This window comes from Collinsella aerofaciens, from assembly GCF_028209885.1.
GTDB classification, from domain to species: domain Bacteria; phylum Actinomycetota; class Coriobacteriia; order Coriobacteriales; family Coriobacteriaceae; genus Collinsella; species Collinsella aerofaciens_BA.
The window spans coordinates 26,616-52,881 of sequence record NZ_JAQLEM010000010.1 but is presented as its reverse complement, the minus strand read 5'-3'; the positions used below and the strand labels follow the sequence as shown (position 1 = coordinate 52,881).

Annotated in this window: 20 protein-coding genes, 1 tRNA gene and 1 other RNA gene; 7 read left to right on the top strand and 15 right to left on the bottom strand. The window is 60.2% G+C overall.

Annotation, left to right across the window (positions count from 1 at the left end; translation table 11 throughout):
• The first annotated feature begins 85 nt into the window (after positions 1 to 85).
• Positions 86 to 2,386, top strand: coding sequence for an LTA synthase family protein (locus PMX21_RS04030; protein WP_271758194.1), 2,301 nt, complete (start codon positions 86 to 88; stop codon positions 2,384 to 2,386).
• An 831-nt stretch (positions 2,387 to 3,217) separates the two neighbouring features.
• Here PMX21_RS04030 and bilS read toward each other — a convergent pair.
• From bilS to PMX21_RS04015, 3 genes are all read right to left on the bottom strand, one after another.
• Complete coding sequence (bilS, locus tag PMX21_RS04025; protein ID WP_271758193.1) at positions 3,218 to 3,769, bottom strand: flavodoxin family protein BilS; 552 nt, start codon at positions 3,767 to 3,769, stop codon at positions 3,218 to 3,220.
• A gap of 127 nt (positions 3,770 to 3,896) precedes the next feature.
• Positions 3,897 to 5,756: an ABC transporter ATP-binding protein gene (locus PMX21_RS04020; RefSeq protein ID WP_271758191.1), complete on the bottom strand. Its 1,860-nt coding sequence runs from the start codon at positions 5,754 to 5,756 to the stop codon at positions 3,897 to 3,899.
• On the bottom strand, positions 5,757 to 7,619 hold the full coding sequence (locus PMX21_RS04015; protein ID WP_271758189.1) for an ABC transporter ATP-binding protein: 1,863 nt from the start codon (positions 7,617 to 7,619) through the stop codon (positions 5,757 to 5,759). It lies immediately after the preceding gene.
• Between the two features lie 211 nt (positions 7,620 to 7,830).
• On the opposite strand from PMX21_RS04015, the gene PMX21_RS04010 reads away from it, so the two are divergent.
• Positions 7,831 to 8,898 carry a hypothetical protein gene (locus PMX21_RS04010; RefSeq protein WP_271758187.1) on the top strand — a complete coding sequence of 356 codons (1,068 nt, stop codon included), beginning with the start codon at positions 7,831 to 7,833 and terminating at the stop codon, positions 8,896 to 8,898.
• A gap of 351 nt (positions 8,899 to 9,249) precedes the next feature.
• Here the strand turns inward: PMX21_RS04010 and ffs are convergent.
• Together ffs and tadA are read right to left on the bottom strand one after the other, a co-directional pair.
• Positions 9,250 to 9,341, bottom strand: an RNA gene (gene ffs / locus PMX21_RS04005) — signal recognition particle sRNA small type.
• A gap of 457 nt (positions 9,342 to 9,798) precedes the next feature.
• On the bottom strand, positions 9,799 to 11,580 hold the full coding sequence (gene tadA / locus PMX21_RS04000) for a tRNA adenosine(34) deaminase TadA (protein ID WP_271758185.1): 1,782 nt from the start codon (positions 11,578 to 11,580) through the stop codon (positions 9,799 to 9,801).
• A gap of 51 nt (positions 11,581 to 11,631) precedes the next feature.
• Here tadA and PMX21_RS03995 point away from each other — a divergent pair.
• Positions 11,632 to 11,721 (top strand) — tRNA-Ser (locus PMX21_RS03995).
• A 3-nt stretch (positions 11,722 to 11,724) separates the two neighbouring features.
• On the opposite strand, the gene PMX21_RS03990 is transcribed toward PMX21_RS03995, so the two are convergent.
• Positions 11,725 to 12,309, bottom strand: coding sequence for a TetR/AcrR family transcriptional regulator (locus tag PMX21_RS03990; protein ID WP_271758183.1), 585 nt, complete (start codon positions 12,307 to 12,309; stop codon positions 11,725 to 11,727).
• Between the two features lie 211 nt (positions 12,310 to 12,520).
• Here PMX21_RS03990 and PMX21_RS03985 point away from each other — a divergent pair, with 211 nt between their 5' ends.
• Positions 12,521 to 13,072 (top strand): LemA family protein, encoded by a 552-nt coding sequence (locus PMX21_RS03985; RefSeq protein ID WP_082421874.1) that lies wholly within the window; start codon positions 12,521 to 12,523, stop codon positions 13,070 to 13,072.
• 474 nt (positions 13,073 to 13,546) lie between these two features.
• Here the strand turns inward: PMX21_RS03985 and PMX21_RS03980 are convergent, their stop codons facing one another.
• Positions 13,547 to 14,599, bottom strand: a complete 1,053-nt coding sequence (locus PMX21_RS03980) for a branched-chain amino acid aminotransferase (protein WP_271758181.1) — start codon at positions 14,597 to 14,599, stop codon at positions 13,547 to 13,549.
• 287 nt (positions 14,600 to 14,886) lie between these two features.
• Positions 14,887 to 15,534 carry a DedA family protein gene (locus PMX21_RS03975; RefSeq protein ID WP_117734868.1) on the bottom strand — a complete coding sequence of 216 codons (648 nt, stop codon included), beginning with the start codon at positions 15,532 to 15,534 and terminating at the stop codon, positions 14,887 to 14,889.
• 223 nt (positions 15,535 to 15,757) lie between these two features.
• On the opposite strand from PMX21_RS03975, the gene cysE reads away from it, so the two are divergent.
• A complete protein-coding gene (cysE, locus tag PMX21_RS03970) occupies positions 15,758 to 16,462 on the top strand; it encodes a serine O-acetyltransferase (protein ID WP_117717063.1) in 705 nt (234 codons plus the stop codon).
• A 107-nt stretch (positions 16,463 to 16,569) separates the two neighbouring features.
• On the opposite strand, the gene PMX21_RS03965 is transcribed toward cysE, so the two are convergent.
• The 4 genes from PMX21_RS03965 to PMX21_RS03950 form a co-directional block, all read right to left on the bottom strand.
• Positions 16,570 to 18,576: an ABC transporter ATP-binding protein gene (locus tag PMX21_RS03965; protein ID WP_271758177.1), complete on the bottom strand. Its 2,007-nt coding sequence runs from the start codon at positions 18,574 to 18,576 to the stop codon at positions 16,570 to 16,572.
• Between the two features lies 1 nt (position 18,577).
• The gene (locus PMX21_RS03960) at positions 18,578 to 20,302 is read right to left on the bottom strand and encodes an ABC transporter ATP-binding protein (protein ID WP_271758175.1); all 1,725 of its coding nucleotides are present in this window, start codon (positions 20,300 to 20,302) and stop codon (positions 18,578 to 18,580) included.
• Entirely contained in the window at positions 20,302 to 20,802 is a 501-nt protein-coding gene (locus PMX21_RS03955; protein ID WP_118099199.1) for a MarR family winged helix-turn-helix transcriptional regulator, read from the bottom strand. Before PMX21_RS03955 ends, PMX21_RS03960 begins: the two co-directional genes overlap by 1 nt.
• A gap of 180 nt (positions 20,803 to 20,982) precedes the next feature.
• Complete coding sequence (locus tag PMX21_RS03950) at positions 20,983 to 21,273, bottom strand: hypothetical protein (RefSeq protein WP_006235631.1); 291 nt, start codon at positions 21,271 to 21,273, stop codon at positions 20,983 to 20,985.
• 295 nt (positions 21,274 to 21,568) lie between these two features.
• On the opposite strand from PMX21_RS03950, the gene PMX21_RS03945 reads away from it, so the two are divergent.
• On the top strand, positions 21,569 to 22,090 hold the full coding sequence (locus PMX21_RS03945) for a nitroreductase family protein (protein WP_117734865.1): 522 nt from the start codon (positions 21,569 to 21,571) through the stop codon (positions 22,088 to 22,090).
• Positions 22,091 to 22,153: 63 nt separating this feature from the next.
• Here the strand turns inward: PMX21_RS03945 and PMX21_RS03940 are convergent, their stop codons facing one another.
• From PMX21_RS03940 to PMX21_RS03930, 3 genes are all read right to left on the bottom strand, one after another.
• Entirely contained in the window at positions 22,154 to 22,729 is a 576-nt protein-coding gene (locus PMX21_RS03940) for a hypothetical protein (RefSeq protein WP_147356369.1), read from the bottom strand.
• An 84-nt stretch (positions 22,730 to 22,813) separates the two neighbouring features.
• Positions 22,814 to 24,031, bottom strand: coding sequence for a helix-turn-helix domain-containing protein (locus PMX21_RS03935; protein WP_118099196.1), 1,218 nt, complete (start codon positions 24,029 to 24,031; stop codon positions 22,814 to 22,816).
• 266 nt (positions 24,032 to 24,297) lie between these two features.
• The gene (locus tag PMX21_RS03930; RefSeq protein WP_271758168.1) at positions 24,298 to 25,332 is read right to left on the bottom strand and encodes a YeiH family protein; all 1,035 of its coding nucleotides are present in this window, start codon (positions 25,330 to 25,332) and stop codon (positions 24,298 to 24,300) included.
• Between the two features lie 193 nt (positions 25,333 to 25,525).
• Here PMX21_RS03930 and PMX21_RS03925 point away from each other — a divergent pair, with 193 nt between their 5' ends.
• Positions 25,526 to 26,227 (top strand): GntR family transcriptional regulator, encoded by a 702-nt coding sequence (locus tag PMX21_RS03925; RefSeq protein ID WP_233502147.1) that lies wholly within the window; start codon positions 25,526 to 25,528, stop codon positions 26,225 to 26,227.
• Positions 26,228 to 26,266: the final 39 nt, after the last annotated feature.

Sequence of the window (26,266 nt, the reverse complement as noted above, 5' to 3'; positions counted from 1 at the left end):
CGCAGCCACCAATTGCAGCGCATATCTTGGTAACAATCGGGTAAACCCCCGCTTTCGTACGTTTTAGTTTGTGAGGAGTCTCAGCATGTTCGCTGCCGCCATCTCGCTCGTCGGTCTTGCGGCGACCGTCTACCTTGTCTTGCGCGAGGCCAAGGCCATTCGCGCTCAGTCGGGCACCGTTGCCAAAAGCGCTCTTGGGTGGAGCGTCGTCTTCGGCCTGTTCCAGGTCTTTTTGACTATTTGGGGCGCCATTGGCCTCGTCGCCCAAAACGAGCCGCTCGCCTTTGTGATGCTCATCCTGACCAACGCCATCCTCACCGGATGCGCCTGGGCCAGCATCGCCCGCGATCGCATCGCCCCGCGCGTCTTTGCGTTCGCCAAGCCCGACGCCCCCGCCCCCACCGGCAAGCTCGCCCGCCTGCGCGGCGCCTTTGTGGGCAAACCACTCGTCGCCGCCGTCCTGTGCCTGCTGCTCGCCGGCGTCTTTGCGCTGCTGGGCATGGAGGTCTCGTCCAACCACGACTTTACCTGCGTCTACCCCCTGTGCATCCTGCTCGAGTGGGCCATCATCACCGTGCTCATGATCGGCTTGTTCTTCCTGTTCCAGCGCCACGGCGCAGCTCCCGCGGTCCTGGCCTTTGCCCTCTTTGTCCTGGGCATTGCCGAGTTCTTCGTCATCACGTTTAAATCCATGCCCATCCAGCCGGGCGACCTTTCGGCCATCTCCACCGCCGCCGCGGTCGCCGGCACCGGCTACACCTTCTCCATCTCGCTGTTCTGTGTGCTGTCCATGGGCTTTACCGCCATCGCCATGCTGCTGTGCGAGTACGCCGGCCTGGTGGCACCGCACCGTCAGAAGGGCGCCGCCAACGCCAAGCGCATGCTGCTCACCAACCTGCTCGTCGCCGTGCTGTGCCTGGGCGGTGTGACCGCACACGTCACGCTCATCGACTACTACAACACCCTCGGCATCACCGTCTATACCTGGCGCCCGCTCGAGAGCTACTGGCGCGAGGGCTACCTGCCCGCTTTCATTAGCGCAGCGCAGTCCATCAAGCCGCCCAAACCCGCCGACTACTCCGTCGACGATGCCAAGGCCACGCTCAAAAAGTACGCCAAGGCCTACGACAAGTCCGACGCAGCCAAGAGTGACGAGCGCACCGCCGCAAAGGAGCAGTTCGACAGCGAGAAACCCACGGTCATCGCCATCATGAACGAGACCTTCTCGGACCTATCCATCTACCAGAATATGCGTGCCGGCTACGAGGGCCCGCAGTACTTTAAGAACCTGTCCAACTGCCTCAGCCGCGGCAAGCTCTACGTGAGCGCCTACGGCGGCGGTACCGCCAATACCGAGTTTGAGTTTATGACCGGCAACTCCATGGCCAACCTGGGCTCGGGCGTGTACCCCTACACCATCTACAACATGGAAACGACCGGGAACCTGGCAGAGCAGTTCAAGTCGCTCGGATATTCCACCACGGCCATGCACCCCAACCACGCAACCAACTGGAACCGCGAGAACGTCTACAAGGACTTTGGCTTTGACCAGTTCCTGTCCATCAACGACTTCCAGGGCGCCGATACCCTGCGCGGCATGGTGACCGACCAGGCGACCTACGACAAGATTCTTGAGCTGCTCGACCAGAACGCCGATCCGCAGTTTATCTTCGACGTGACCATGCAGAACCACTCGGGCTACGACACGGGTCTGCTGCCGGTCGACAAGCAGATGCACCTGAACATCGACACGACCGATCTGGACGCCAAGACCGTCGAGGACGGCACGCTCTCCGATGTCGACGAGTATGTCTCGTGCATCGAGCAGTCCGACCAGGCGCTTCGCTACTTCCTCAACGCCCTGAGCAAGCTCGACCGTAAGGTAGTCGTGGTGTTCTGGGGCGACCACCAGCCGTTCTTCCCGTCTGAGTTCAACGACAAGTGGTTTACCGGCGAGGACGATGCCACGCACCAGGAACGTCTGTGGCAGACCGACTACATCATCTGGGCCAACTACGACGTTGCCGGCTGCGACCAGACGAGCGAGGTCGACGACCTGTCCACCAACTACCTGTCCACGCAGCTTATGCAGCTGATCGGCGCACCGCTGACCGACTACCAGAAAGCGCACATGACGCTGCGCGAGTCGCTGCCCGCCATCAACTCGGTGGGCTACGAGGACGCCAGCCTGCGCTGGGCGCTCTCCTCCAACGTCACCGGTGACGATGCCGCTGCCGCGGCTGTCACCAAGGCACGCGAGGATTACGCCAAGATGCAGTACTACGAGATGTTCCGCGACGGCAAGAACGTGTACACCGAGCACTTCCAGACCGAGGCCAACGAGACCGACCCCAACCTGGCACCGGGTACAACCAAGATCAAGTAGCGGGTCGCTGCTAATTCACAACTGAAACGTCTGTCCGGGCGGAGGCATATAAGGTTCCCTGCTCGGACAGTCCTGCGCAAGACGGAGGCCACATTAAGTGGCCCCTTTTGCGTGCGGAACTCGCGATGAACCTTATATGCCTCCGCCCGGACAGACGCCCTGTTGTTGGAGCGCAGCTTGTCATAGGGGTATCCGCTGAACATATATAAGTCGAAGGCCATGTCTTGTGGCCTTCTTTGTATCCGGAAACCGTGTCCCAGAATTCACGTCCGGAACGGGATGCAGTTTCCGCTTGGGACCCGATTGGAAAAGTGTGTCCCACTATTCAGCTGGATTCCGGGATGTATTTTCCGGTTGAGGCTCGTTGGGAAAGTGCGTCCCACTTTGGGCTGATTCTGGGACGTGGTTTCCGGTTGGCTCTCATTGGGAAAGTTCATCCCATTTCTCGGCCTAATTATGGGACGCAGTTTCCCGTTGAGTCCCCCGCCCAGAGTGGGATGCACTTTCCGCAAAGCACCTCAACGGGAAACTACGTCCCATTCCAAAGGCAAATTCCGGGACGCATTTTTCGAAAGCCTGCCCATCCGGAAAGCCCGTCCCACTTTGGACGCATCCGGGCACGGAACCATCGACCTATCAGGCCTCCCATCAATAAAGAGGCGTCCTCCCGGACGGCGGGGCACGAAGTTCATCGCGAGTTCCGCACGCAAAGAAGGCCACTTAATGTGGCCTTCGTCTTGCGCAGGACTGTAGAGCAGGGAACTTCGTGCCCCGACGCCCGGGAGGACGTTTCATTTAGAAAGATGGACCGACCGCCGTCAGCGATGGGAGCTACTCCCCCAGCACGGCCTTCTTGGCGGCTGCGGCCATGTTGTCCAGGTCCTCCTTGGTGGGGTGATCCTTCGCGGCAACCCAGTTGTCGAGCAGCATCTTAAATCGGGCGTTGTCGGGATCTTGCTCGAGCATGGCCTCGTAGCGTTGCTTGACCGCGGGGCCCATTTTACCCTGGCACATCGCCCAGCCTACAAGCTCGGCATCCCCAGCCAAATTGGAAGTTACGCGGTCGATAATCTGCTGGTAATAGCTCTGGTCAGCGCCAAAACCGCAGGTACCAAAGAGGAAAACGCGCTTGCCGTGCAGAGCGGAGAGCAGCGCGGCAACCGAAGGCGTGCACGCGCCCTTGTCGCACCAAAAGCCAACGAGCACCGTGTCGGCCGCGCAGGCGCCCTGCGCCTCGAGCGCAACCTGATCTGCATCCGCATCGTCGCTCAACGCCGCGGCATGGACGAATTCAACGCCCGCAGCCTGCAGAGCGCGCTTGATCGCGCCCGAAACCATCCTGGTATTACCGCTCTTGCTGTTAACCACCAAAGAGCACGTCATAGTCACGTTGCCTCGTTTCCCCCAAAACTAAAGCCACTAATGCAATTTATTAGATGAATATCTTAGTACTAACGTGACAGATGTAAACCACCGTCTGTCGATTGATTAATTTGCCCCACGGGCTTCCTCACTGGGCGAACTGGCTGCGGTAGAGTTCGGCGTAGAAGCCGCCTGCCGCTAGCAGCTCGTCGTGCGTGCCGCGCTCGATAATCTCGCCGTCGCGCATCACCAGAATGCAGTCGGCGTTGCGGATGGTGCTCAGGCGGTGCGCCACGACAAAGCTTGTGCGGCCAGCCATGAGCTCGTCGAATGCCGCCTGCACCTGCAGCTCGGTACGCGTATCGATGCTCGACGTTGCCTCGTCCAGCAGCAGAATCGCCGGATCGGTGAGCATGACGCGCGCGATGCACAGCAGCTGTTTTTGACCTTGGCTAAACGTGCCGCCGTCCTCGCCGATCACCGTATCGTAGCCGCCTGGCAGCTGCACGATAAACTTGTGTGCATGCGCGCGCTTGGCCGCCTCGATAACCTGCTCGCGTGTGGCGCCTGGGCAACCGTAAGCAATGTTGTCCGCTACCGTGCCCTCGAACAGCCAAGTGTCCTGCAGCACCATGCCAAAGGCACAACGCAGGCTTGCGCGCGTGTAGTCACGCGAAGCCTTGCCATCGACCGCGATGCGGCCGGCATCGATATCGTAAAAGCGCAGCAGCAGGTTGATGAGCGTCGTCTTTCCGCAGCCCGTGGGGCCGACCAGGGCAAAGCGCATGCCGGGCTTGGCCTCGATGCAGATATCCTGCAGCAGTTTGCGGTCGGGCACATAGCTAAAGTCCACATGCTCAAACGAAACCTCGCCCTTCGGGGCGGCGAGCTCAATGGCATCCACAGCGTCGGGCTCCTGCTCGCGTGCATCGAGCAACGCGAACATGCGGCGCGCCGAGGCGTATGCGGTCTGGATCTGCGTAATGACGTTGGTGACCTCGTTGAACGGCTTGGTGTACTGGTTGGCATAGGACAGGAAAATCTGCACGCCGCCCACCGTGAGCGCAGCGGGCACGCCCGTGATCACGCCCACGCAGCCAATCACGGCGACCACGGCATAGATGATGTTGTTGATAAAGCGCGTGCCGGGGTTAGAAAGCGAACCCATAAACTGCGCGCGCTCGCCCGCCGTATAGAGCTCGGCGTTGAGGACATCAAAGCGCTGTTGAGCGTGCGGGCCGTAGGCGAAGGCGTCCACGAGCTTTTGCTCGCCCACATACTCCTCGATATGACCGCCGAGTTGGCCCTGGATGCGCTGTTGAGCAGTGAAGCTCTTATTGGAGAGCTTGGCGATGGCGCCGGCTGCAAAAATGGAAAGCGGCGTGACGAGCACCACCACGAGCGTCATGGTCAGGTTAATGGAGAGCATAAACGCGAGCGTGCCCACGATGGTGATGACGCCGGTGAAGAGCTGCGTAAAGCCCTGCAGCAGGCCGTCACCCACCTGATCGACGTCGTTGACCACACGGCTCATGAGGTCGCCGTGGGCATGGCCGTCGATAAAGCTAAGCGGCATGCGGCTGAGCTTGTCGCTCGCCTCCACGCGCATGTCGCGCACCGTCTCGTAGGACAGACGGTTGACGCAGTAGCCCTGCAGCCACTGAAAGGCCGCCGCACCCACCACGACAATCGCGAGCTTGGTAACGAGCGGCAGCAGCGACCCGAAGTCCACCTGCCCGGCGGTAACGATGAGGTCGATGCCCTCGCCAATGAGGATGGGCGTATAGAGCTGCAAGATCACCGAGATGGCGGCGCTCACAAACGACGCCGTAAACGAAATGCGATGCGGACGGACGTAGCCCAGCAGGCGGCGAGTTACCGCGCCCACGGGGTAGCGCTCGGGGTCGCCGGGCTGGCGCGGACCGTCGCCCAGGTCGCTGAGGTTATCGTTGCCGGACACGTTGGCCGTCATCGTGGCGACCGAACCGGAAGAAGTATACGGATTCATCTAGCAGCCCTCCTTTGCGCAAGTGGATGCCGGGGCAGCCGGGGCGCCTGGGGCGGGCGCGGGCATCGCGCTCCCCTGCTGACCCTCGAGCTCCTCGCGACGAAGCTGCGACTGGCAAATCTCGCGATAGAGCTGGCAGGTCGTGTACAGCTCATCGTGCGTGCCCAGGCCTGCGACAGAGCCGTGGTCGAGCACGCAGATCATGTCGGCATCGCGCACGGTCGAGACGCGCTGGCTCACGATGACGGTCGTCAGCGGCAGCCCGCCCTCGGCGGCACCGCGCACGCTGCGCTCGCGAATGGCATGGCGAAGCGCCGCGTCGGTCTTAAAATCGAGCGCCGAGGCGGAGTCATCCATGATCAGAACCTGCGGCGTGCCCACTAAGGCGCGCGCGATGGTCAGGCGCTGGCGCTGGCCGCCGCTGAAGTTCTTACCGCCCGCCTCGACCGGGGCGTCGAGCCCCTGTGGCTTGTTGTGTACGAACTCGCTTGCCTGCGCCATATCGAGCGCCGTCCACAGTTCTTCATCGGTTGCCGACTCGTCGCGCCAGGTCAGGTTGCTGCGGATGGTGCCGCTCACCAGCGACGCGCGCTGCGGGACGGTCGCAACCACACGGCGCAGCTGCTCGAGCGGCCAGGCGCGCACGTCGGAGCCCATCACGCTCACACTGCCGGTGCCCGCATCGTACAGGCGCGGGATAAGCGAGACGAGCGTGGACTTGCCGCTGCCCGTGCCGCCGATAATGCCAAGCGTCTTGCACAGCGGGAGTTCCAGGGTCACATCGCTCACGGCATTTGCGGCGCCCACGCCAAACGAAAAGCTCGCATGGTCAAAGCTCAGAGCGGAGACCGGGGCGTCGATGTCCGTCGCGGGTGCCTGGGGCAGTGCGACCGGCTCGTTATCCTCGTCGGTGATGCTCGGCACGCAATTGAGCACCTCGTTGATACGTGACGCACTGGCGCTCGCCTTGGTAAAGACCACGACCAGGTTGGCGACGTACACGATGGAGGTCAGGGTCTGCGTCATGTAGTTCACAAACGCCATGACCTGGCCCTGCGTGAGCTCGCCCGCGTTGACCTGAATGCCGCCCACCCACAGGATGGCGCACACACCCAGGTTCATCACCAAAAACGTCACGGGGTTGAGAACCGACGAGAGCTTGCCCACCGCGATGGCGGTATTGGCCTGGTCATCGGCGGCTTGGGCAAAACGCTCACGCTCGTGGCCCTCGCGCACAAAGGCGCGAACCACGCGGGCGCCCGAAAGCCCCTCGCGGCAAATGAGCGCGATGCGGTCGAGCTTTGCCTGCAGCTGCTTGTAGTACGGAATGCAGCGCGCCATGACAAACCAAAACACCAGGCCAATGGCGGGCGTGCAAATCAAAAAGATCATGCCGAGCTTAAGGTCGATGGCAAGGGCCGCGCACATAGAGCCCACCGCCAAGAAGGGCCAGCGGATGAGCATGCGCACGCCCAGCGCCACGGCAAGCTGCACTTGGTTGACGTCGTTGGTGATGCGGGTGATAAGCGACGGCGTGCCAAAGCGGTCGAGTTCGGCATAGCTCAACTTGTTGATGTGCTGGTAGAGCGCACCGCGGATATCGGTGCCCATGCCCTGCGAGGTGAGCGCCGCCATCTTTTGGCAGACGAGCGTAAACGAGATGCCGATCACAGCCATGGCGCCAAGTACCATGCCGTAGTGGATAACGGCGTTGACATCGTGTGCGCCAATACCCTTATCGATCATCTGGGCAATCACCAGCGGCGTCAGCAGGTCAAAGATCACTTCGATCAGCTTACACGCAGGGCCAATCACCATATACCGGCGAAACTTACCACCAAAACGCCTGAGCAGCTCAATCATGTATAGGCGCTCCCTATCATCATTCACACTCAATCCGAATCATGATAGTACGGTGAGCCCAAAAGAAGCGTAAACAACTCGTCATTTCTAATGGGATTCGGTTTCCAAAGAAGCGGAGAGGCGCGCACCCAGCCAGTGTCGGGTCGACCACTTGGCATACTTGCATTAGTGCTACCAAGTTAGTCGCCGACCCTTGAAATGAGGTGCCGAGATGAACGACATTCTCGCAAGAAGAGCAAGACGAGCAACTGTGGGCATCGCCCTTTCCGCGGCACTTGTCGCGGGAATCGCCCCCGTAACGGCGATCGCTGCAGAAACCAGCGCCCCCACCGGTGCGGCCGTTTCGCAGACGAGCGCCGCCAACGGCAATTCGGGCGCCCCGCAGACAGAAGACGCGGCCGCCGCAGAAGAAAAAGCGTATGCAGCCATGCAGGAAGCGCTCAAAAACCTCGAGGCCGCAAAAAACGCCGCAAGTCCCGAGAAAATTGCGAGATTCAATGATGACATTACCCGTTTTCAAGAGTACCGCGAAAAGATGGCGGCGCAAGCCGCCGAAGGGAGGGAACTCCTTCCCACCATGCAAGCGGACATCGATGCTGCCCAAGCCAAATACGACGGGGCCATCAACCGGGTAAGCGAGCTCCAGGCAGAATTAGAGAAGAAACATGAGATGCTTAAGACACTCGAAGCACTCGGCTACGAGGAGTTTGTCGAAACTGTTAAACAGCAAATAAAGCAGTTGCACAGTGAGATCATATCGGCAAAAACGCACGTAAACTATTGCGAAACGGAGCTCCGCGAGTTCCAGTACCGCCTCAGAAGAGAGGAAAGACGAGTTAATGACTGTGAACGTGCTGTAGAGAAATATAAAGCCGATATCGACCGGTTCACAGCCTGGCGAGATGCGCTCCTCGACAATTTGAAAAAAGCGCAAGCGGCCTATGACGACGCCTGCAAGGCATACGAAGAGGCGAAAGCCGCGGCAGACAAGGCCACCTCGCCCGAGATAACGAAACCGACCGAGACGACGCCTCCCTCCGCCTCAACGCAACCCGCCGAGGCGACACCGCCCGTTGCCTCACCTGCAACCGGCAAAGACGCCCTACCAAGCTCCACCAAGCAGGCGAACTCGAGCAGCGGCAAGCAAGCAGATACGACCGCCGGCAAGCTCGCGAACACGGGCGATGCAGCGCCGAGCGCAATCGCACTCGCAGCAGTCGCCGCCGCAGGCCTCGGAATAACCGCCACAGCCACACGCCGCATCAAGAACTCGAAATAGCTGCCAGCGGTTATTGTCTCCGCCAATCCACAAGCCAAGAGACAAAAAGAGGCCCGTTTCCCCAACCCAGGGAAACGGACCTCTTTACTTGAAAAAAACAAATGGTAATGCCGCCGTCTCTTGAACCACGCAGCCATCAATGCCCAGACAACACCAGCAAGCCGCGTTCCTTAAGGGATAGATTAAATTAGATAAACGCGCCTTTACGGGTGATTTTTGGACGACGGGGCCCGGCCGGTGACGAGGTATTTGGTAGTCGAGCGATCCCGCAGGCGCAGCCGAGGACCAGCGAGACACCAAATACCTCGCCGCCGGCCGGGCCATGTCGCGGCACCAAAAAGCGCCCGTGCGTTCGATGGATTCGGATGCCCGACAGAGGCTCCTTATGGCTGCTTCCTTCCGGACCTGACCAGATTCGGAACATGTCGTCATCCGAACCCATCGAACGCGCTAGGCGCTCGGTATATCTTACCTGCTCCCGCCCGCCAGAGCAAGGTAGCTAATTTGGGACGGAGCTTTTTTGACTACTTTTGCAGCCCGATTGCCAGAGCAGCCAATGAGTAGTCAAAATAGTCCCATCCCAAAATGACCGGCTTGGTGCCGCACCACAGAAAGGACCTATCTACTACGTTTAGGCCGCAAGGGTCAACCATAGCCGGCTTTTTCGAAAATCGGCAAGCTTTCTACCTGCGGTTTTGTTTTTGCAAATTCCGGGATGGTCGAAGGTGGCCGGTTTAACGTAGTAGATGGCCGCATTTCGTGGCAAACGGTCCGACCCAAGGCACAAGGCGGCCAACCTCGAATGGCCATTCTCGAAGTTGCGGTGGAATACGGACTGAATTGGCCCCTTAAAGGCAAAAACGCTCCGTATTTCACCGCAACTTATCGAGGGGATGGGTTTTAGATACGGCCAAGGTCGTAGGATCGAGCGGCCGCTTCGCCGGCGCAGATGAGGTTGGTTGTGGCTTCTTGCGGATCGAGTGCCTGTTCCAGGCCCATGGGTTTGCGGCAAATCGGCAGTACAAGGTCGATGCCTTGCCCATACACCGCATCCAGGTTATCAGCGCGACCGCCCACGACAGCAATCACCGGCTTGCCATATCGCTTCGCACGACGGGCCACACCCACCGGCGCCTTACCGGCGGAGGACTGCTCATCCATATTGCCCTCACCCGTTATGACCAGGTCGGCATCGCGCACGCGCTCGTCAAACCCCACGAGATCGAGCACCGTCTCCACACCCGAGCGCAGCTCCGCACCGAGCGCCAGCAACGCCGCGCCCAAGCCACCGGCAGCGCCCGCACCGGGCACGCCGAGCACCGAGCCAAATGTCCGTGCACCCTCGGGCACGCGCAGCAACCCTTGGGCCCGCGCCTCGAAAATCGCTGTATCGAGCAAGCGGCCGTAGCCGACCATCCAGCTGTCGCACCTGCTCAGTGCCTCGGCATCATCCGCCGGCAGACCCTTCTGTCCGCCGAACACCGCAAGCGCGCCGCGACGCCCTACGAGCGGATTATCGACATCCGAAAGCACAACAATACGAGCGCCATCCAAAGCCCGAAGCGCTGGCGCCAAATCAACGCTCGCCACCCGCTCAAGTCCGGCAAGACCGGGGGCGACATCGCAGCCCTGGTCATCGACCACACGCGCGCCCAGCGCCTGCAGCATGCCGGCGCCACCGTCGTTGGTGGCACTGCCGCCCAGACCAATATAGAGTGTCTTTGCGCCCATGCGAACCGCGCGAAGCATGAGCTCGCCCACGCCATAGGTTGTGGCCGCCAACGCCGCCGACTCCGTACAAGGCGAATACCCAATGCCGGCCGCCTCGGCCATCTCAATTACAGCCGACTCGCACTCGACATCAACCAGCATCCGGGCAGACGCGCGCTTGCCCAAGGGACCTGCCACCTCGCAGGTCACAATCTCACCGCCGCACGCGGCAACGGCATCGAGCGTTCCCTCGCCACCATCTGCCAGCGGCAATGCACACACCTCGGCATCGGACCACACACGGCGCATGCCCTCGGCAACCGCCGCCTCCGCCTGCGCACTCGACACGCTGCCCTTAAAGGAATCAATCGCCAGCAGCACACGGCGGGGTCGGCGGCACGCAGGACCAAAGTCAACCGCCATGCCAGCATCCTCACCGGCACCTGCAAGCGCCGCGGCGTGGGCGGCATGCGCCTCAAGGTTCGGACCGCAGCCATAGCCGCTGCCACCCGCTCCGCGCAGACCGCCAAAATAGCTACTCAGCAGCTCGCGGCATTCATCCGCCAGGACCCCAGCCGTCACGTTAAACCGATGATTCAGGCGCGAATCGGCATTCAGGTCATACAGCGAACCCAGCGCGCCCGCCTTGGCATCACTCGCGCCATACACGCAGCGCCCCACGCGCGCGTTGACCATAAGGCCCGCGCACATGCAGCAGGGTTCCAACGTCACATAGACCGTACAGTCGAAAAGGCGCCAGCGGCCAAGCGCCTGGGCAGCGGCGCACACGGCCGCAAACTCGGCATGAGCCGAAGGGTCCTGGTCGAGTTCGCGCCGATTGTGCGCCCGCGCGACGATCTCACCGTCGCGCACCACTACGGCACCAATGGGGACTTCGCCCACTGCCGCGGCGGCGCGCGCCTCGGCCAGCGCCTCGCGCATGAACTTCTCGTCGATTTCGGTGATCGTCATCGTTCGCCTTCCCTGTTGCAAATTCAAAACGATGCTATCATTACGACTCACGGAGAGATGGCAGAGCGGTTGAATGCGGCGGTCTTGAAAACCGTTGAGCGCGAGAGCGTTCCGGGGGTTCGAATCCCCCTCTCTCCGCCACTCCTAGTGATGCACCGGTGTCATGGTCCGCTCAAACAGTGCATCGACCACGTCGGCTATCTCAGGTCGACGCTCAAGATCGTGGCCCGATTCCCACCATATCGTGAAAAGACGAATAATACCGCCGGCGACAAACTCAGACGTCATCTCGAGTGACACGGGGGCCAGGGCGTCCTCGGCAAGCACGTTCATCACACGCTCGCGGATGGAGCGGGCAATGCGGTCGCAAATAACGTTGGTCAACATGCCCGACATGCTGCTTGCCAAAATGTTATCCATGAGCCGCTCGTGCGTCAGAATCAAATCCATGGCATCGTCCAAAATCGCGTGCCGAAGCGCGCGCACGTCCTCGGCAGACACTGCGCCGGCCTCATCGGGCTGTTTTTGCGGCAAGCCCGACATGAGCTCATCGATATAAAAGGCAAAGTAATCGTTCTTGTCGCGAAAGTGCTTGTAGAACGTCGTGCGGCGAATCATGGCGCGGTCGCACAGCATGGCAACCGTCAGGTCCTCAAAACGATGCTCCTCGAGAAGCTCGGTAAAGGCATCGAACAGGGCGCGGTAGGTTTTCTTGATGCGAAGGTCCACTGGTATCGCCATCCTCAGGGCAAAGACAACACTCGTCAATCTGTCGCATATCTTACACCTGTACCTCGCGCGCTTTGCCCCGGTGCCAACCCCGCCGAAAACACAACGCTTACCGGAAAGTTCGGCACGGTAAAACGTTGCGGGTATACTAGTAGCGTTATACCAACGGCAGCTGGCGCATGCCGCCGCGGCCATTCGAAACGGAGACATCATGATTACCGTCATCATCGGCATCGTTGTTGTCATTGTGATTGTCTGCGCCATCGCCGGCATCTACAACAACATGGTCACCAAGCGTAACCGCATCGATAACGCCTGGCAGAACATCGATACGCAGCTGCAGCGCCGTAACGACCTGATCCCCAACCTGGTCGAGACCGTCAAGGGCTACGCCAAGCACGAGCAGGAGACGCTCTCCGCCGTGATCAGCGCGCGTAACACCGCCGTCAAGGCCACCACGCCCGAGGCCAAGATGGAAGCCGACAACGTGCTGACCGGCGCACTGCGCCAGCTCTTCGCTGTGGCCGAGGCCTATCCCGATCTTAAGGCAAACACCAACTTCACGCAGCTGCAGGCATCGCTCGAGGATACCGAGAACAAGATTAGCTATGCACGCCAGAGCTACAACGACTGCGTGCTCAGCTACAACAACGCCATTCAAACGTTCCCGGCTGTCATCTTTGCCGGCATCTTCCAGTTTAAGGAGCGCCAGGGCTTCGAGGCCGCCGAAGCAGCCCGCCAGGCCCCGACCGTCAAGTTCTAGTAGTTTGGCAGCGCATCCTTAATCGGCCAAATGCATAAACCGCCCCGTCGAATGCATACTTCGACGGGGCGGTTTCCTTTTTCGCGAAGGTCCCCCTCTAAGCGCCGTGCATTTTTAGGAGCATTCAACATAACCAAGAGCTTCGGGCGCCACGATAAATGCCAAAGACCGCGAATATCCCTGCAAATCAAACGCTGTCAGCCCATAACCCCGCCCATCATCCGTAGAAAACATCGAGAAATCCCGATTTTTTGCCCGAGGCCGGTATGCAGGGGCCTTCGATTGCAGAATACTCGCAAAAATGCACGTCGCCACCGCCCCCACATGGCGCGAAGCAAAAAAGGGCGACCTTCCTTTCCGGCGCACTCCGCAGGACGAAAACCCCCGCCGCACGAAGTGCGCAGCGGGGGTTCTTTCATGTCCGAGGACGCACCGGAAAGGAAGGTCGCCCTCGGGCCGGACAGCTAAGGCAGCTTACGCGACGGTGTAAACCCAGTTGTGCTTATCCTCGACAGCACCAGACTGGATGCCGGTCAGGGTCTCGCGGAGCTTCTTCATCACAGGGCCGATCTCGGTGTATCCAGCCGGGAAGGTCACGGTCTCGTCGGCGCCGTAAACCTTGTTGTCGATTTCGCCAACCGGAGAGATGACGGCAGCGGTGCCGCACAGGCCGCACTCGACAAAGGTGCCGGCCTTGACCTCGGCCCACTCGACGGGACGCTGGTCGACGGTCATGCCCAGATCCTCGGCAACCTGAACGAGCGAGCGACGGGTGATGGAGGGCAGGATGGAGTCGGTGTGCGACTGCGGAACGACGAGGGTGCCGTCCTCCTTCACGAACAGGACGTTCGCGCCGCCGGTCTCCTCGACATAGGTGCGGGACTCGGAGTCGAGATACAGGTTCTCGGCATAGCCCCCGCGATGGGCCTCCATCGTGGGCTTGAGGGACATGGCATAGTTAAGGCCGGCCTTGATGTTGCCGGTGCCGTGCGGTGCGGCGCGGTCGTACTCGGAAACGCGCAGCTTGACGGGCTTAAGGCCACCCTTAAAGTACGGACCGACCGGGGTCACGAGAATACGGAACGTGTACTCAGGAGCGGGAGCCACGCCGATCACGTCACCGGAGCCGATCATAAATGGACGCACGTACAGGGTTGCACCGGAGCCGAAAGGCGGAACCCAGGCGGCGTTGGCAGAAACGACCTGCTTGACGGCCTCAACAAACTTGTCCTTGGGGAACGGGGGCATCTCGAGGCGCTGGGCAGAGTTATACATACGCTCGGCGTTCATGTCGGGACGGAAGCAGACGATGCTGCCGTCCTCGGCGGTATAGGCCTTCAGGCCCTCAAAGACCTCCTGGCAGTAATGGAAGATGCCGCCGCACTCGGAGACATGCAGGGTGTGGTCGGTGGTCAGGCCACCCTCGTCCCACTCGCCATCCTTCCAATGAGCCTCGTAGCTGTAATCGGTCTTCATGTAGCCAAAGCCAAGGCTACCCCAATCGATATCCTTCTTCTCGACAGCCATATGTCGCTCCTTACATACACAGTTGCATACTCGCGAACCCGCACGCAAGGACCGAGGCCGACCGCGTCGCAACGTCGCACGCCCGGAGCGTAGAGCCGGACGGGACACGCGAACAGCATCAAAGCCGATGGCACGTCGGTTCGCATGCACGAGATTGTACTCCCCGCATGCGTTGGATAAAACGTTTTTCTTTAACTAACTAAAGTATTTTCATTTGACCGAAGCAAAGGGCCCGCCACCGTAAACGGTGACGGGCTTCAACGGCACGGTTTGCGCGCTGGCTCGAGCTACGCGTTCTTTTTGCCCAGCTTAGCCTTAACCAGACCGACCACAGTCGGGATGATCGACACGGCAACGATACCAACGATTAGCAGCTCAAAGTGCTCCTGCACAAAGGGAATGCCGCCAAAGAAGTAACCCAGCAGCGTAAAGACCGTCGACCAGGTGATACCGCCCAGCACGTTATAGATGACAAAGTTACGCCAGTGCATGCCGCCCATACCGGCGATGAAGGGCACAAAGGTGCGGATAAACGGGAAGAAGCGACCCAGGAAGATGGCCAGGTGGCCCCACTTGTCCAGGAAGTCCTCGGACTTTTTGATACGCTCGGGCGTCATGGCCTTCACCTTGCCCGAGGCGATGATCTTTTGGCCAAAGAAATGACCGATCATAAAGTTGCACTGATCGCCCAAGATGGCAGCCGTCCATGCGACGGCCAACAGAGCCACGATGTTAAAGCCGCCGTTGTGGGCAAAGAAACCCGAGGCAAACAGCAGCGAGTCGCCGGGAAGGAACGGGAAGAACACCACGCCCGTCTCGATAAAGATAATCAGGAACACGCAGCCGTACGCCATAAGCGGGCCGGCGGCGATCCAGCCGGCGATCGCAGTGCGCGGATCCTTAAGCAGCTCGGCGATAAAATTGATGAAACCCATGAAGTAAAACCTCTCAGTTGTGGGCGCGGACACGTCCAAGTTGACCAGTATACGGTTACGACACGGCCACGCACACGACCTTACAAAAGCGTGACTTCATTACCAGCAAGTTTGCATAATTGACACCTGTCGCGCAAAGCAGGCAAGATTGCCCTTTCTAATCCCTAGCTAATCGCTATACTTTATTGAATTGCATTGTCGCGGCGCTAAGGGAGGGCGGCCGGTGAGCTTTATCAATACCATTCGCGAGGACATCAAGACCGTCCAGGCACAGGATCCCGCTGCGCAAAACGGCCTGGTCATCTTCCTCTCCTATCCCGGCCTACACGCCAAGTGGAACCACGTACCCGAGCACTGGCTCTGGGAGCACGGCCATCGCTCGCTCGCCCGCGTGCTCTCGCAAATCACCCGCCATATCACTGGCGTCGAAATTCACCCTGCCGCGCAGATTGGCAAGCACTTCTTTATCGACCATGCCATGGGCGTCGTCATCGGCGAAACCGCCATTGTGGGCGACAACTGCGTACTCTATCAGGGCGTCACGCTCGGCGGTACTGGCAACGAGACCGGCAAACGCCACCCAACGCTCGGCAACAACGTCACCGTGGGCACGGGCGCCAAGGTGCTCGGCAACATCCGCATCGGCAACAACGTCAAGATCGGCGGCAACTCGGTCGTCGTCAAAGACGTGCCCGACAACTGCACCGTCGTGGGCGTGCCGGGACGCATCATCAAGCGCAACGGCTGCCGCGTGTTCGAGGAGAGTTTCGACGCCAAGCAGCATCGCGAGTACATGCCCGATGACGCCGCCGAGCAGAGTGCCCTCAACCGCCAAGGCATCACCGAGAACGCCCGCCGCGTCAAAGAACTCGAGCGAGAGGTGGCGGAGCTCAAGGCCCTCGTCGCCAAGCTCGTGGACGAACGCTAGGGCTGCGGACGGTACAGACCCGCATCAACGCAAGAAGGCGCGCCAGGGAATCAATCCCCCGGCGGGCCTTCTTTTCGATGTGACAAGGGGACTGTCCCTTTGTCACCTTAGGCGAACTGACTCAGATAGAGGTCGGCGTAAGCGCCCTCGGCTGCGAGCAGCTCCTTATGTGTGCCCTGCTCGACAATGTTGCCGTGATCCATGACCAGAATCAGGTCGGCATCCACGATCGTCGACAGGCGATGCGCGATCACAAAACTGGTGCGCCCGCGCATGAGCGCGTCCATGGCGCGGCCGATGGCAAGCTCGGTGCGCGTGTCCACGCTCGACGTCGCCTCGTCCAGGATGAGAATCGCCGGGTTGTTGAGCAGCACGCGTGCAATGGTCAGCAGCTGGCGCTGGCCCTGACTAATGCTCTCGGCATCGTTGGCCACCCGCGTGTCATAACCCTGCGGCATGGTACACACAAAGAAGTCGACCTGCGCGGCGCGCGCAGCCGCCACGATCTCGTCGCGCGTCGCCTCGGGACAGCCGTAGGCGATGTTCTGCGCAATCGTGCCATCAAATAGCCAGGCGTCCTGCAGCACCATGCCAAACTGCTGGCGCAGCTCGCCGCGGTCCATACGGCTCGTGTCCACGCCGTCGAGCGTAATGCGGCCACCGTCGATCTCGTAGAAGCGCATGAGCAGGTTGATGAGCGTAGTCTTGCCCGCGCCCGTGGTTCCCACCACGGCGATCTTCTGGCCCGGCTCGGCGGTAAACGACACGTCGCGCATAAGCGGCTTGTCGGGCGAATAGCCAAAGCGTACATGCTCAAAAGCGACGCGACCCTCAACGCGACCCGGCAGCTTGGCGGCCTCGTCCGGCAGCGGATCGGCCTCCATCTCGGGCTCATCGAGCAGGTCGAACACGCGCTCTGCGCTCGCCAGCGCGCTCTGCAGCGAGTTAAAGGTAAACGACAACTGCGTCATGGGTTCGGACGCCTCGTAGATAAACTGGAAGAACGCCTGGAACACGCCGACGGTCATGTGACCGGCAACCAGCATACTGCAGCCCACCAGCGCGATCACGATCTGCGCCAAACGGCCGATAAAGCGCACCGCAAGGCCGACGGCGTTAATCATAAAGTCGGCCTTGGCACTCACGCGCGCCAGCTCGCCCGAGACTTCGTGCACCTCGGCAGAACTCTGGCGTTCGCGGTTGAACGCGCGAATCACCAGACGGCCCGAGTAACCCTCCTCAACCGCGCTCGTAATCTTGGAGACCCATTCCTGGCGCTCACCGGTTACGTCATGCGTGCGGTGCGAGACCACCTTGGTCACCAGCAGCGATACCGCCGTAAAACCCAAAAAGATCAACGTGAGCCTAACGCTATAGACGAACATCATGATGATGGCGCCCGTCACGGTGCCGATCGACATCAGCAGCTGCAGCAATCCGCGCTGCATGCTCTCGGACATCTTGTCCAGGTCGTTGGTCGCGCGGCTGACTACCTCACCGGGGCGATGCGCATCAAAGTAAGCGAGCGGCAGACGGCTGAGCTTTTGCGCGATGCGGTTGCGCAGGCGCAGGTTGAGGCGCTCAGCAACACTCGACATCAAAAAACTCTGCAGTGCATAGAACGATCCGGCGGCCGTCCAGATTAAAAAGTAGATGAAGATGGTTCTGCCGCAGCTCTCCCAGGTGATGTTGAAGGTGGTGTCGTTGGCAAACGCCACCTGTATATGGCCCCACAGCTCGTCGATAACATGAGCGCTATATGCCGGCGCGGCGGTGTTAAAGATGACGTAGAACACAATGCTCACGAACACGATATAGAAGCGCCAATGGTCGCCGGCAGCCTCACTCCACAGGCGGCGCACCGTCGCCCAGGTGTCGCGGGGCGTCTCGTCCTCGTCTTCGTCGTCCACGTCGCGCATACGCTCTGCCTCGGCGCGGGCGCGCTCGTCCTCGGCACGTTCGTTTTCCTCGTAGAGCGCTTGGCGGCGAGCCTCGCGCTCGGCTGCAGCCTTGGCGGCGTCATCCAGCTCGGTCGACGCGGCAGCCGTTTCCTCGACCAGTCCCGCGGCAGCGGCGTCATCAACGCCGCCCTGCTTCTTGAGCTCCTCGGTCATGCTACTCACCTCCCTTCATCTGCGATTCCGCGATAGCGCGGTACACCTCGCAGGTTTCCATAAGCTCGTCGTGCGTGCCTAGGCCCACGATCTTGCCGTCTTTGAGCACCACGATCTGATCGGCATGCAAAATAGTCGAGATGCGCTGGGCGATGATGAGCACCGCGGCATCGCACGTCTCGTCCCGCAACGCATGGCGCAGGGCGGCATCGGTCTTAAAGTCCAGGGCCGAAAAACTGTCGTCGAAGATATATAGATCGGCATGCTTCATGAGCGCACGGGCGATGGCCAGACGTTGGCGCTGGCCGCCCGAAAAGTTCGTGCCGCCCTGCGCCACCGGGGTATCGAGCCCCTGCGGCTGATCGAGCACAAAGGTGCTCTGGGCAACCTGGAGCGCATGAAGCATGTCTGCCTCAGTCGCGTCTTCGTTGCCAAAGCGCAGGTTGCTTGCCACGGTGCCCGAGAACAGCCACGCCTTCTGCGGCACATAGGCAATACGCCCGCGGATGTCGTCTTGCGAAAGTTCGCGCAGATCGACGCCGTTCAGGCGAATGGCGCCCTTCGTGGCATCGTGGAAGCGAAGCAAGAGCTTGGCCACCGTTGACTTGCCCGATCCCGTCGAGCCGACAATCGCAGTCGTCTGACCGCGGCGACAGGCAAAGTTCAGATCGCACAGCGTGTCCTCGTCGGCATCGTCAAAACGAAACGACATGTGATCGAACACGGCGACCGCATCCGATCCGTCCTTTGAGTCGGACGCGCTCGCGTCGAGCGTGCGTTCGCCATCCACGATACTCGGCTCGATCTCCAACACCTGCTGCGCACGGTTGAGGCACGCCGCGGCGCGCGGAAGCGTCAGCACCACCATCTGCGCCATCATCACAAAGAACAGGATCAGAAGCGCGTACTCCAGCACCGCCGAGATGCTCGCGATCTGCATGGCGTGGGCGCCCACGCGGTTGCCGCCCACCCACAGCACCGCCACCTCGGCGATGTTCATCAAAAAGAAGCTGGAGCTGTCGAGCCCCACAAACAGGTGGTTGACCTTAATGGCATTGTCCGCGTAATCGCTAAACACCTCGTCCAGGCGCTGCTCCTCATGGCGCTCCTTGTTAAACGCACGGATGACGCGCACACCCACGATGTTTTCGCGCAGCACCACGTTCATACGGTCGATAAAACTCTGCAAGCGCATAAAGATCGGAGCCGCGTTGGCAACCGTAAAGACCGCCGCAACCAGCACGATCGCAACCACGACGCCCAGAAGCATGCCCATGGCCGAATCGATGAGCCAGGCGAAGATGATGCCTGCCACCGCCAGGAACGGCACCGGCAGCACCAGCTGGATCGTCTGCAGAATCGCCTGTTGAATCACGTTGATGTCGTTGAGCGAGCGCGTGATCATCGAGCCCGTGCCAAAGCGCTCAAAGTCACTGGCAGACAGCTCGAGCGACTTGTCGTAGACGGCATTGCGGATATCGCAGGCCACGTTGGCGGCCAAGCGCGCCGAAAGATAGCAGCCCAACACCGCGCCGCCGCTGGCCATGCCGGTCGCGATAAGCATGTAGAGGCCGTTGCGCAGGATGTAGTCGACATCGCCCGTGGTGATGCCGGTGTTGACCATGTTCGCCAGCATCGTAGGAACCAACAGCGTACCGACGTTGTCGATTAGCAGCACCAACAACGTCACCGCGACAAGCCTGCGATACGGCTTCATAAACCTCATTAAGAGTCGCACGACTCCCCCTCACCTTGATTCTCGGCCTGGCTCTCGGCAGCGATATGCTGCTTAAAGGCATCGCACTCATCGCCGAGCGCATGGGAAAATTTTCCGATTAGGCGCATGATTTCGCGCTGTTCCCAGGGCTCGAGCACTTCGAAAGCCTGTTGCTCGGCTTCTTGCGCCGGCAGCGCATATTGCTCGGCAAACCGCATGCCCGCTTCGGTCAAACGCACAACCTTGTTCTTACGGCTGCCTTCGGCAAACTCCAACGTTGCAAAGCCCCGCGCCGTCAAGGTTTTAATTGCCGAGTTGATAGTCTGCTTGCTGTAGAACCATTCGCTTGTCAGACGACTCACAGCGATGCTACCGCCCGCCGTGCTGGTATCGACGAGCATCCAGTAAGCGCAGTCCGAAAGACCGCAGGCGCGCGAGAACTCCGAATAGATATGGTCGAGTCCATTGAGCAACCGGTCGAAGTCGACCAGCGTAACCGCACTATTCATCTATCCCACCATTCGATTGTCCGATTTTTGACCAATTTATGTCTCTAGATTAGTCCGAGTTTTGACTATCGTCAACAGGCGTTCCGCAAATGTTTGCACTTTTATGGCCTATCGGCAGAAAAAGACCGCCGGCGCGGGGGCAGCGCCAGCGGTCACGTGAAATTCGGGTTTTATTGCCTGTTAAGCGGCGACGGCCTCATAGACCGTAGCGCCCGAGAAGCTATCATGCAGGCTCTTGCCGGCAATCCACGGCAGCTCGACGACCTCGCAGACCGTATTGACGAGCTCGGAGCAGTCAGTAAAGTGGCCCTTGTCGTTGAGGGCCTCGCAATCCTGAACACGCCAATAGCCATCGGTGTGCGTGATGTAGTACTCGTGATCGTTGATCGACACGAAAGCGCGCGTCTTGGAACGCAGCAGCTTCAGAAATCCTTCGAAATCGGTCTCGACGACATCTCCAGCCTGGAACATGATAGTTACCTCCTGGCCCGGCGCCACCACGGCGCGTTGATAAACGTTGGTACTCCTTTAGTAAAACCTTTATCAGAGGTTATGCGTTCGTCATTTAGGCAAGTGGTAAAAAACCGCAGGGTAGACGGGATAAAACGTTTAACCATCCCATTGGTTTGTCACATTCTGAAGGTACTTTTATGCAAACCTACTTTCCCAATTGGAATCTATCCTTTTGGCCGGGCAATTGACCGTCTATCGTTTGAGCCCGACGGGTATGAACGGGGCATCTGCAACGCCATCGCAAGGAGACACCATGGAGACTATCGAAGCGCTCATTCACCGCCGCAGCTGTCGCAAATACAGCGATCGCCCCGTCGAGGCCGAAAAGCTTGCACGTATTATCGAAGCCGGCCAATATGCACCGAGCGGCATGGGCCGCCAGCCGGTGACGTTTGTCGCCGTCACCGACCCCGCGACCGCTGAGCGTCTCTCACAGCTCAACGCGCAAGTCATGGGCAGCAACAGCGACCCCTTCTATGGCGCCAAGACCGTTGTGGTGGTGCTGGTCGACCGCAGCGTGCCCACGCATCTGGAAGACGGTTCGCTTGCCATGGGTAACCTGCTCAATGCTGCCTATGCGCTGGGCGTTGATTCGTGCTGGATTCACCGCGCGCATGAGGTTTTCGATTCGCCCGAGGGTCTGGAGCTACTGGCCAGCTGGGGTCTACCCGCCGACGGAAGCCTACGCGGCGTCGGTCACTGCATTCTGGGCTATGCCGAAGACGCACTTCCCGAGGCAAAGCCGCGCCGCGACAACGTGGTCTACGTAAGGTAACCCAGGAGCGTCATAGGGGTAGCTAATTTGGGACGGGGCTATTTTAGCTACCCCTCTCGCAACTTATATTGACGTCGCCGTTGTCGTCGTTTCGTTCGTGTGAGTCGTTTCGGCTTCGCTGCTTTGTTCGTCCTCGTCCTTTTGCGCATCGGCGATGGTGGTGGCCGCCGCGACGATACCGCGTTGGGGCACAACGCCCGTCTGGGTCTGTGCGCCCTCGACAACTTCTGTGCCTGCATGCGCGAGCTCGGGCGATTTAAACATTGCGTCCAAGTTGGCGCCGCCGCCGGCGTAGCCAAGCGCAGCGAGCGCGATGACGATCGCTGCAACGACAACCACGATCGGCACGTAGCGATGCCAGCCGGCGGGATTGAGCCCGCTGCGGCGAGCCGCCCCGCGGCTGATGTAACCGAGTGTGCCGTCGTGCTTGAGCTTTGAGCCCACCACGCGCTTGCGGCCCCACAGCGACGACTCGGCCTGCATAGCCAAGCGAGCGCTTGCCGAAGGATAGCCATATTTAGTGCGCTTGAACGAGCCATCAAACCCCGAGGCGTGTTTGCCCCACGTCACCGATGTCGTGCGTCGGTTAACCGGCGCGGCGCTCCGTCTTCTGCGGCTCGGTTTTGAAGTCTCAGCCATATGCCCTCGCACGCCGTAACCAAATCGAAACAATAACGCTTTGGACTGTAGCACACGCGTCGCGCGCGGTCACGGGCGCCTCGCTCAACGGTCATCGTCCTTCAGCAAGCGCCACAGCGTTGTACGGCTTATGCCCAGCACCTCCGCCGCACGGGTTCGGTTGCCGCGTAGATGATCTACAACCAGATGCGCGATATCTCGCTCGGTATCGGCCAGCGGTCGCAGGATATACAGGTCACTTTCGAGTGTCGGGGCGCCAAAGGTTGCGGTCTTAATCACGTCCTCTTGGGCGAGCACTTCCTCCGCCACAGCGCGGTCCACCGCGCCCGCCCCCACCAATATATACAGTCGTTCCGAGACCTCGCGGAGCTGCAGATAATTGCGCGGCCAGCGGTAAGCATCGAGCGTCTTCGTCGCCGCGGCGGACAGCGTGGGTGCTGCCGTCCCAAATGCATCAGCGAGATATTCCAAATAGCGCGCAACCTTTGTCGACGCGGCTCCCTGCTCGGCAATCGCCGGCGCCACGCTCACCGCACAGGCGAAGCGCTCGGTCACAAAGGCGGCTTGATCACTTTCGCTGCCGCCCGGCATGTCGTTCGCCGTCAGCACCACATGGCAGCGCGTCGCCAACGCGGTGTCGGCCATCGTGGAAACGAGCTCGCGGAGGCGCTGGGGACCAACCGCATTCCAGCCCTCAATGCAAAGGGTCAGCCCTGTTTGAAACAGCGGCGATTCGGAGCTTTTGAGCACATGGCGCCAACCCCGATCGGTGAGCTCATCGAGCGCGACGGAAACAAAGGGTTGATCGGCAAAAGGACCGTCCAGATAGAGGCGCTTGGCTATCTCGACCTGACCCGCCCCCAGCTCGCCCTCGAGCATAAGGGGCACTCCGCGCGCGTAGCTCTCGGCGACCGGCGCAGCCATCGAGGCCGCCCCCTCAACGATGCCGTACGCGCTCGATTCGTAGCGGGCCTCAACTTCGTCGGCATTGAGCCATTCGATGCCCGCATGTGCCGCGGCGCCGCGCACCTCGCGGACCACGGCGACCCAAAGCCCCCCGCCCTCTTTGTCGGTGGGGCGAACGGTCAGGCTCAGGCGCGCACCCGCACGTCCCATAACCAGACGCGCGCCGTCTCCTATACGGTCGAGGCGCTCAGCGACAAAAGCCGCCACATCCCGCTCAAGAGCCGCGTCATTCATGGTAGAAATCGCGACGTCCCCCCGCGCATCGATTGCCAATGCCGAGGCCCCGGCAGCAGCCAGGGCCTCGGTCAAGATGTTCAGCTTGGAATCGCTATCCATGATTTGCCCCTGTCCGCGGCGATGTGCAACCGCCGACGGTCGCACGACCGAGTGTTTCAAAATTGAACGATATTGCTCACCAAACACTATAGGGCAGAAAGCGCCGTCCTGCGAGTATAGGTGTTGCCCCGCATCGCCATCCTGGCGGGGCGATAAGAGCTCTTCGGGACCTATCAACCTGCGGACAAGCCATACCCGCAAGAGCTCCTATCGCTCCACCGTGAGAATGCGCTCACCAGCAGCCAACACGCAAACTGGCTACTTCTCTACCAGATTCCCAGCACGTACTGCATTCCCAAGCTCATGCACGCAATGCCAATCCAGCAGCAAAGGCCCAGCGCAATGGGCTTACCGCCCTTTTTGACCAGCTCAACGATATCGGTATTGAAACCAATAGCCGCCATGGCCATCACGATAAAGAACTTCGAAAGCTCCTTGATAAGTGCCGTAACGGACGCGGGAAGCTGAAGCACCGTGGTGATCACGCTCGCCAGCACGAAGAACAGCACAAACATGGGAAACGCGCGTTTAAGCGAGAACGTGCTTTTGGCGTCGCCGCCAGCCTTGCGCGCTAGATGCATCTGCCAGCATGCGAGGACCAACGTAATGGGAATAATGGCCAGCGTCCTGGTGAGCTTGACCACCGTGGCGCTCTCGAGCACATTGGCACCGGGATGCATGCTGTCCCAGGCGCTCGCCGCAGCCGTTACCGACGAGGTGTCGTTGATGGCGGTGCCGGCAAACATGCCAAAGCCCTCGTTGGTCAGCCCGAGCATGCCGCCGAGCGTCGGAAACACGAGCGCCGCGATAACGTTAAACAGGAAGATGACCGAAATAGCCTGGGCAATCTCGCGATCGTCGGCATCGATGACGGGTGCGGTCGCGGCGATGGCAGAACCGCCGCAAATCGACGAACCCACACCCACAAGCGTCGCGATCTTGCTCGGCACGTTCATGACGCGGCAGAGCACGAAGGCGGCAACAAGCGAGGTCGAGATCGTCGCCACGATAATCGGCAGCGACTGGGCGCCCTTGGACAGAATCTGCGAGAGGTTCATGCCAAAGCCAAGCAGGATAACCGCGTACTGCAAGATCTTTTTGGATGTATAGGTGACGCCAGCAGCGAGCGGTTCGCGACGATTCTTGGGAAAGACGAGAGCCAGGACCATGCCAAAGAGGATGGCAAATACCGGCCCGCCAACCACCTCGATCTGCTTGCCGAGCAGCGTTGCGGGAATGGCGATGATCAGGCAGAACAAGACGCCCTTCCAGCGCTCGCGTACGATATTTGCCAGTTGCATATGGGATTCCTTCTTCCTATTTCACGTTTGCGACGACTTACGATACGACAACGCTAAGCGCAATCCCGCGCAAACGCAGGAAAAAATGTCGCAAAAGTTATCGGGCGGCGATTGAATTACCCACCGCGGAGGGCTGACTCGCGGCATAATAAACAACTGACATATGAGTGTGAATGAACGGTTGCGAGGCGCTATGGAAGAATCGATGCACATCGGCGAGCAAGAAGCGAGCCTACAGGACCAGTCCTACCACACCATTCGACGCAAAATCGTCTACCTGGACTACAAGCCGGGCGAAAAGCTGGGCGTTAAACAGCTTTGCGACGACCTGGATATGGGGCGCACCCCTGTGCGCGAAGCGTTGGTGCGTCTGGCGCAAGAGGGCTTGGTGCGCACCGTGCCCCAAAGCGGCACCTATGTCTCGCCCATCAACCTTACCCTTGCCGAGAGTGCCTGCTACATTCGCGAGCACCTGGAAAAGCAGGTGATCGTGGAGTGCTGCGCGCGTGCCACCTCGGTGGGCATCGAGCAGCTCGACCGCGCCATCGTGCTGCAGGAAAAGGCGATGGCCGAAGAGGATCGCATCGGCTTTTTTTTGAGCGACAATCTCATGCATCGCATGATCTTTAGCATCGCATGCCGCAGCACCGTGTGGTCGTGGCTCGAGGAGACCAATGCCGACCTAGAGCGCTTCCGCTGGCTGCGCGCCGCCACGCAGACGCTCGACAAGCAGGAGATTGTTAACGAGCACAAGCAAATCCGCCGCGCTATTGCCGGACGCGACCCCATCGAGGCGCGCTTTTTGGTGAGCAAGCACCTGCACATGATGTTCCGCAACCAGACCGAGATTCTGGACCAGTATCCCGAGTACTTCGAGACCAGCAAGCTCCGCTAACCTGCCAAAACCACCACAAAGGGGACAGGCACCTTTGTG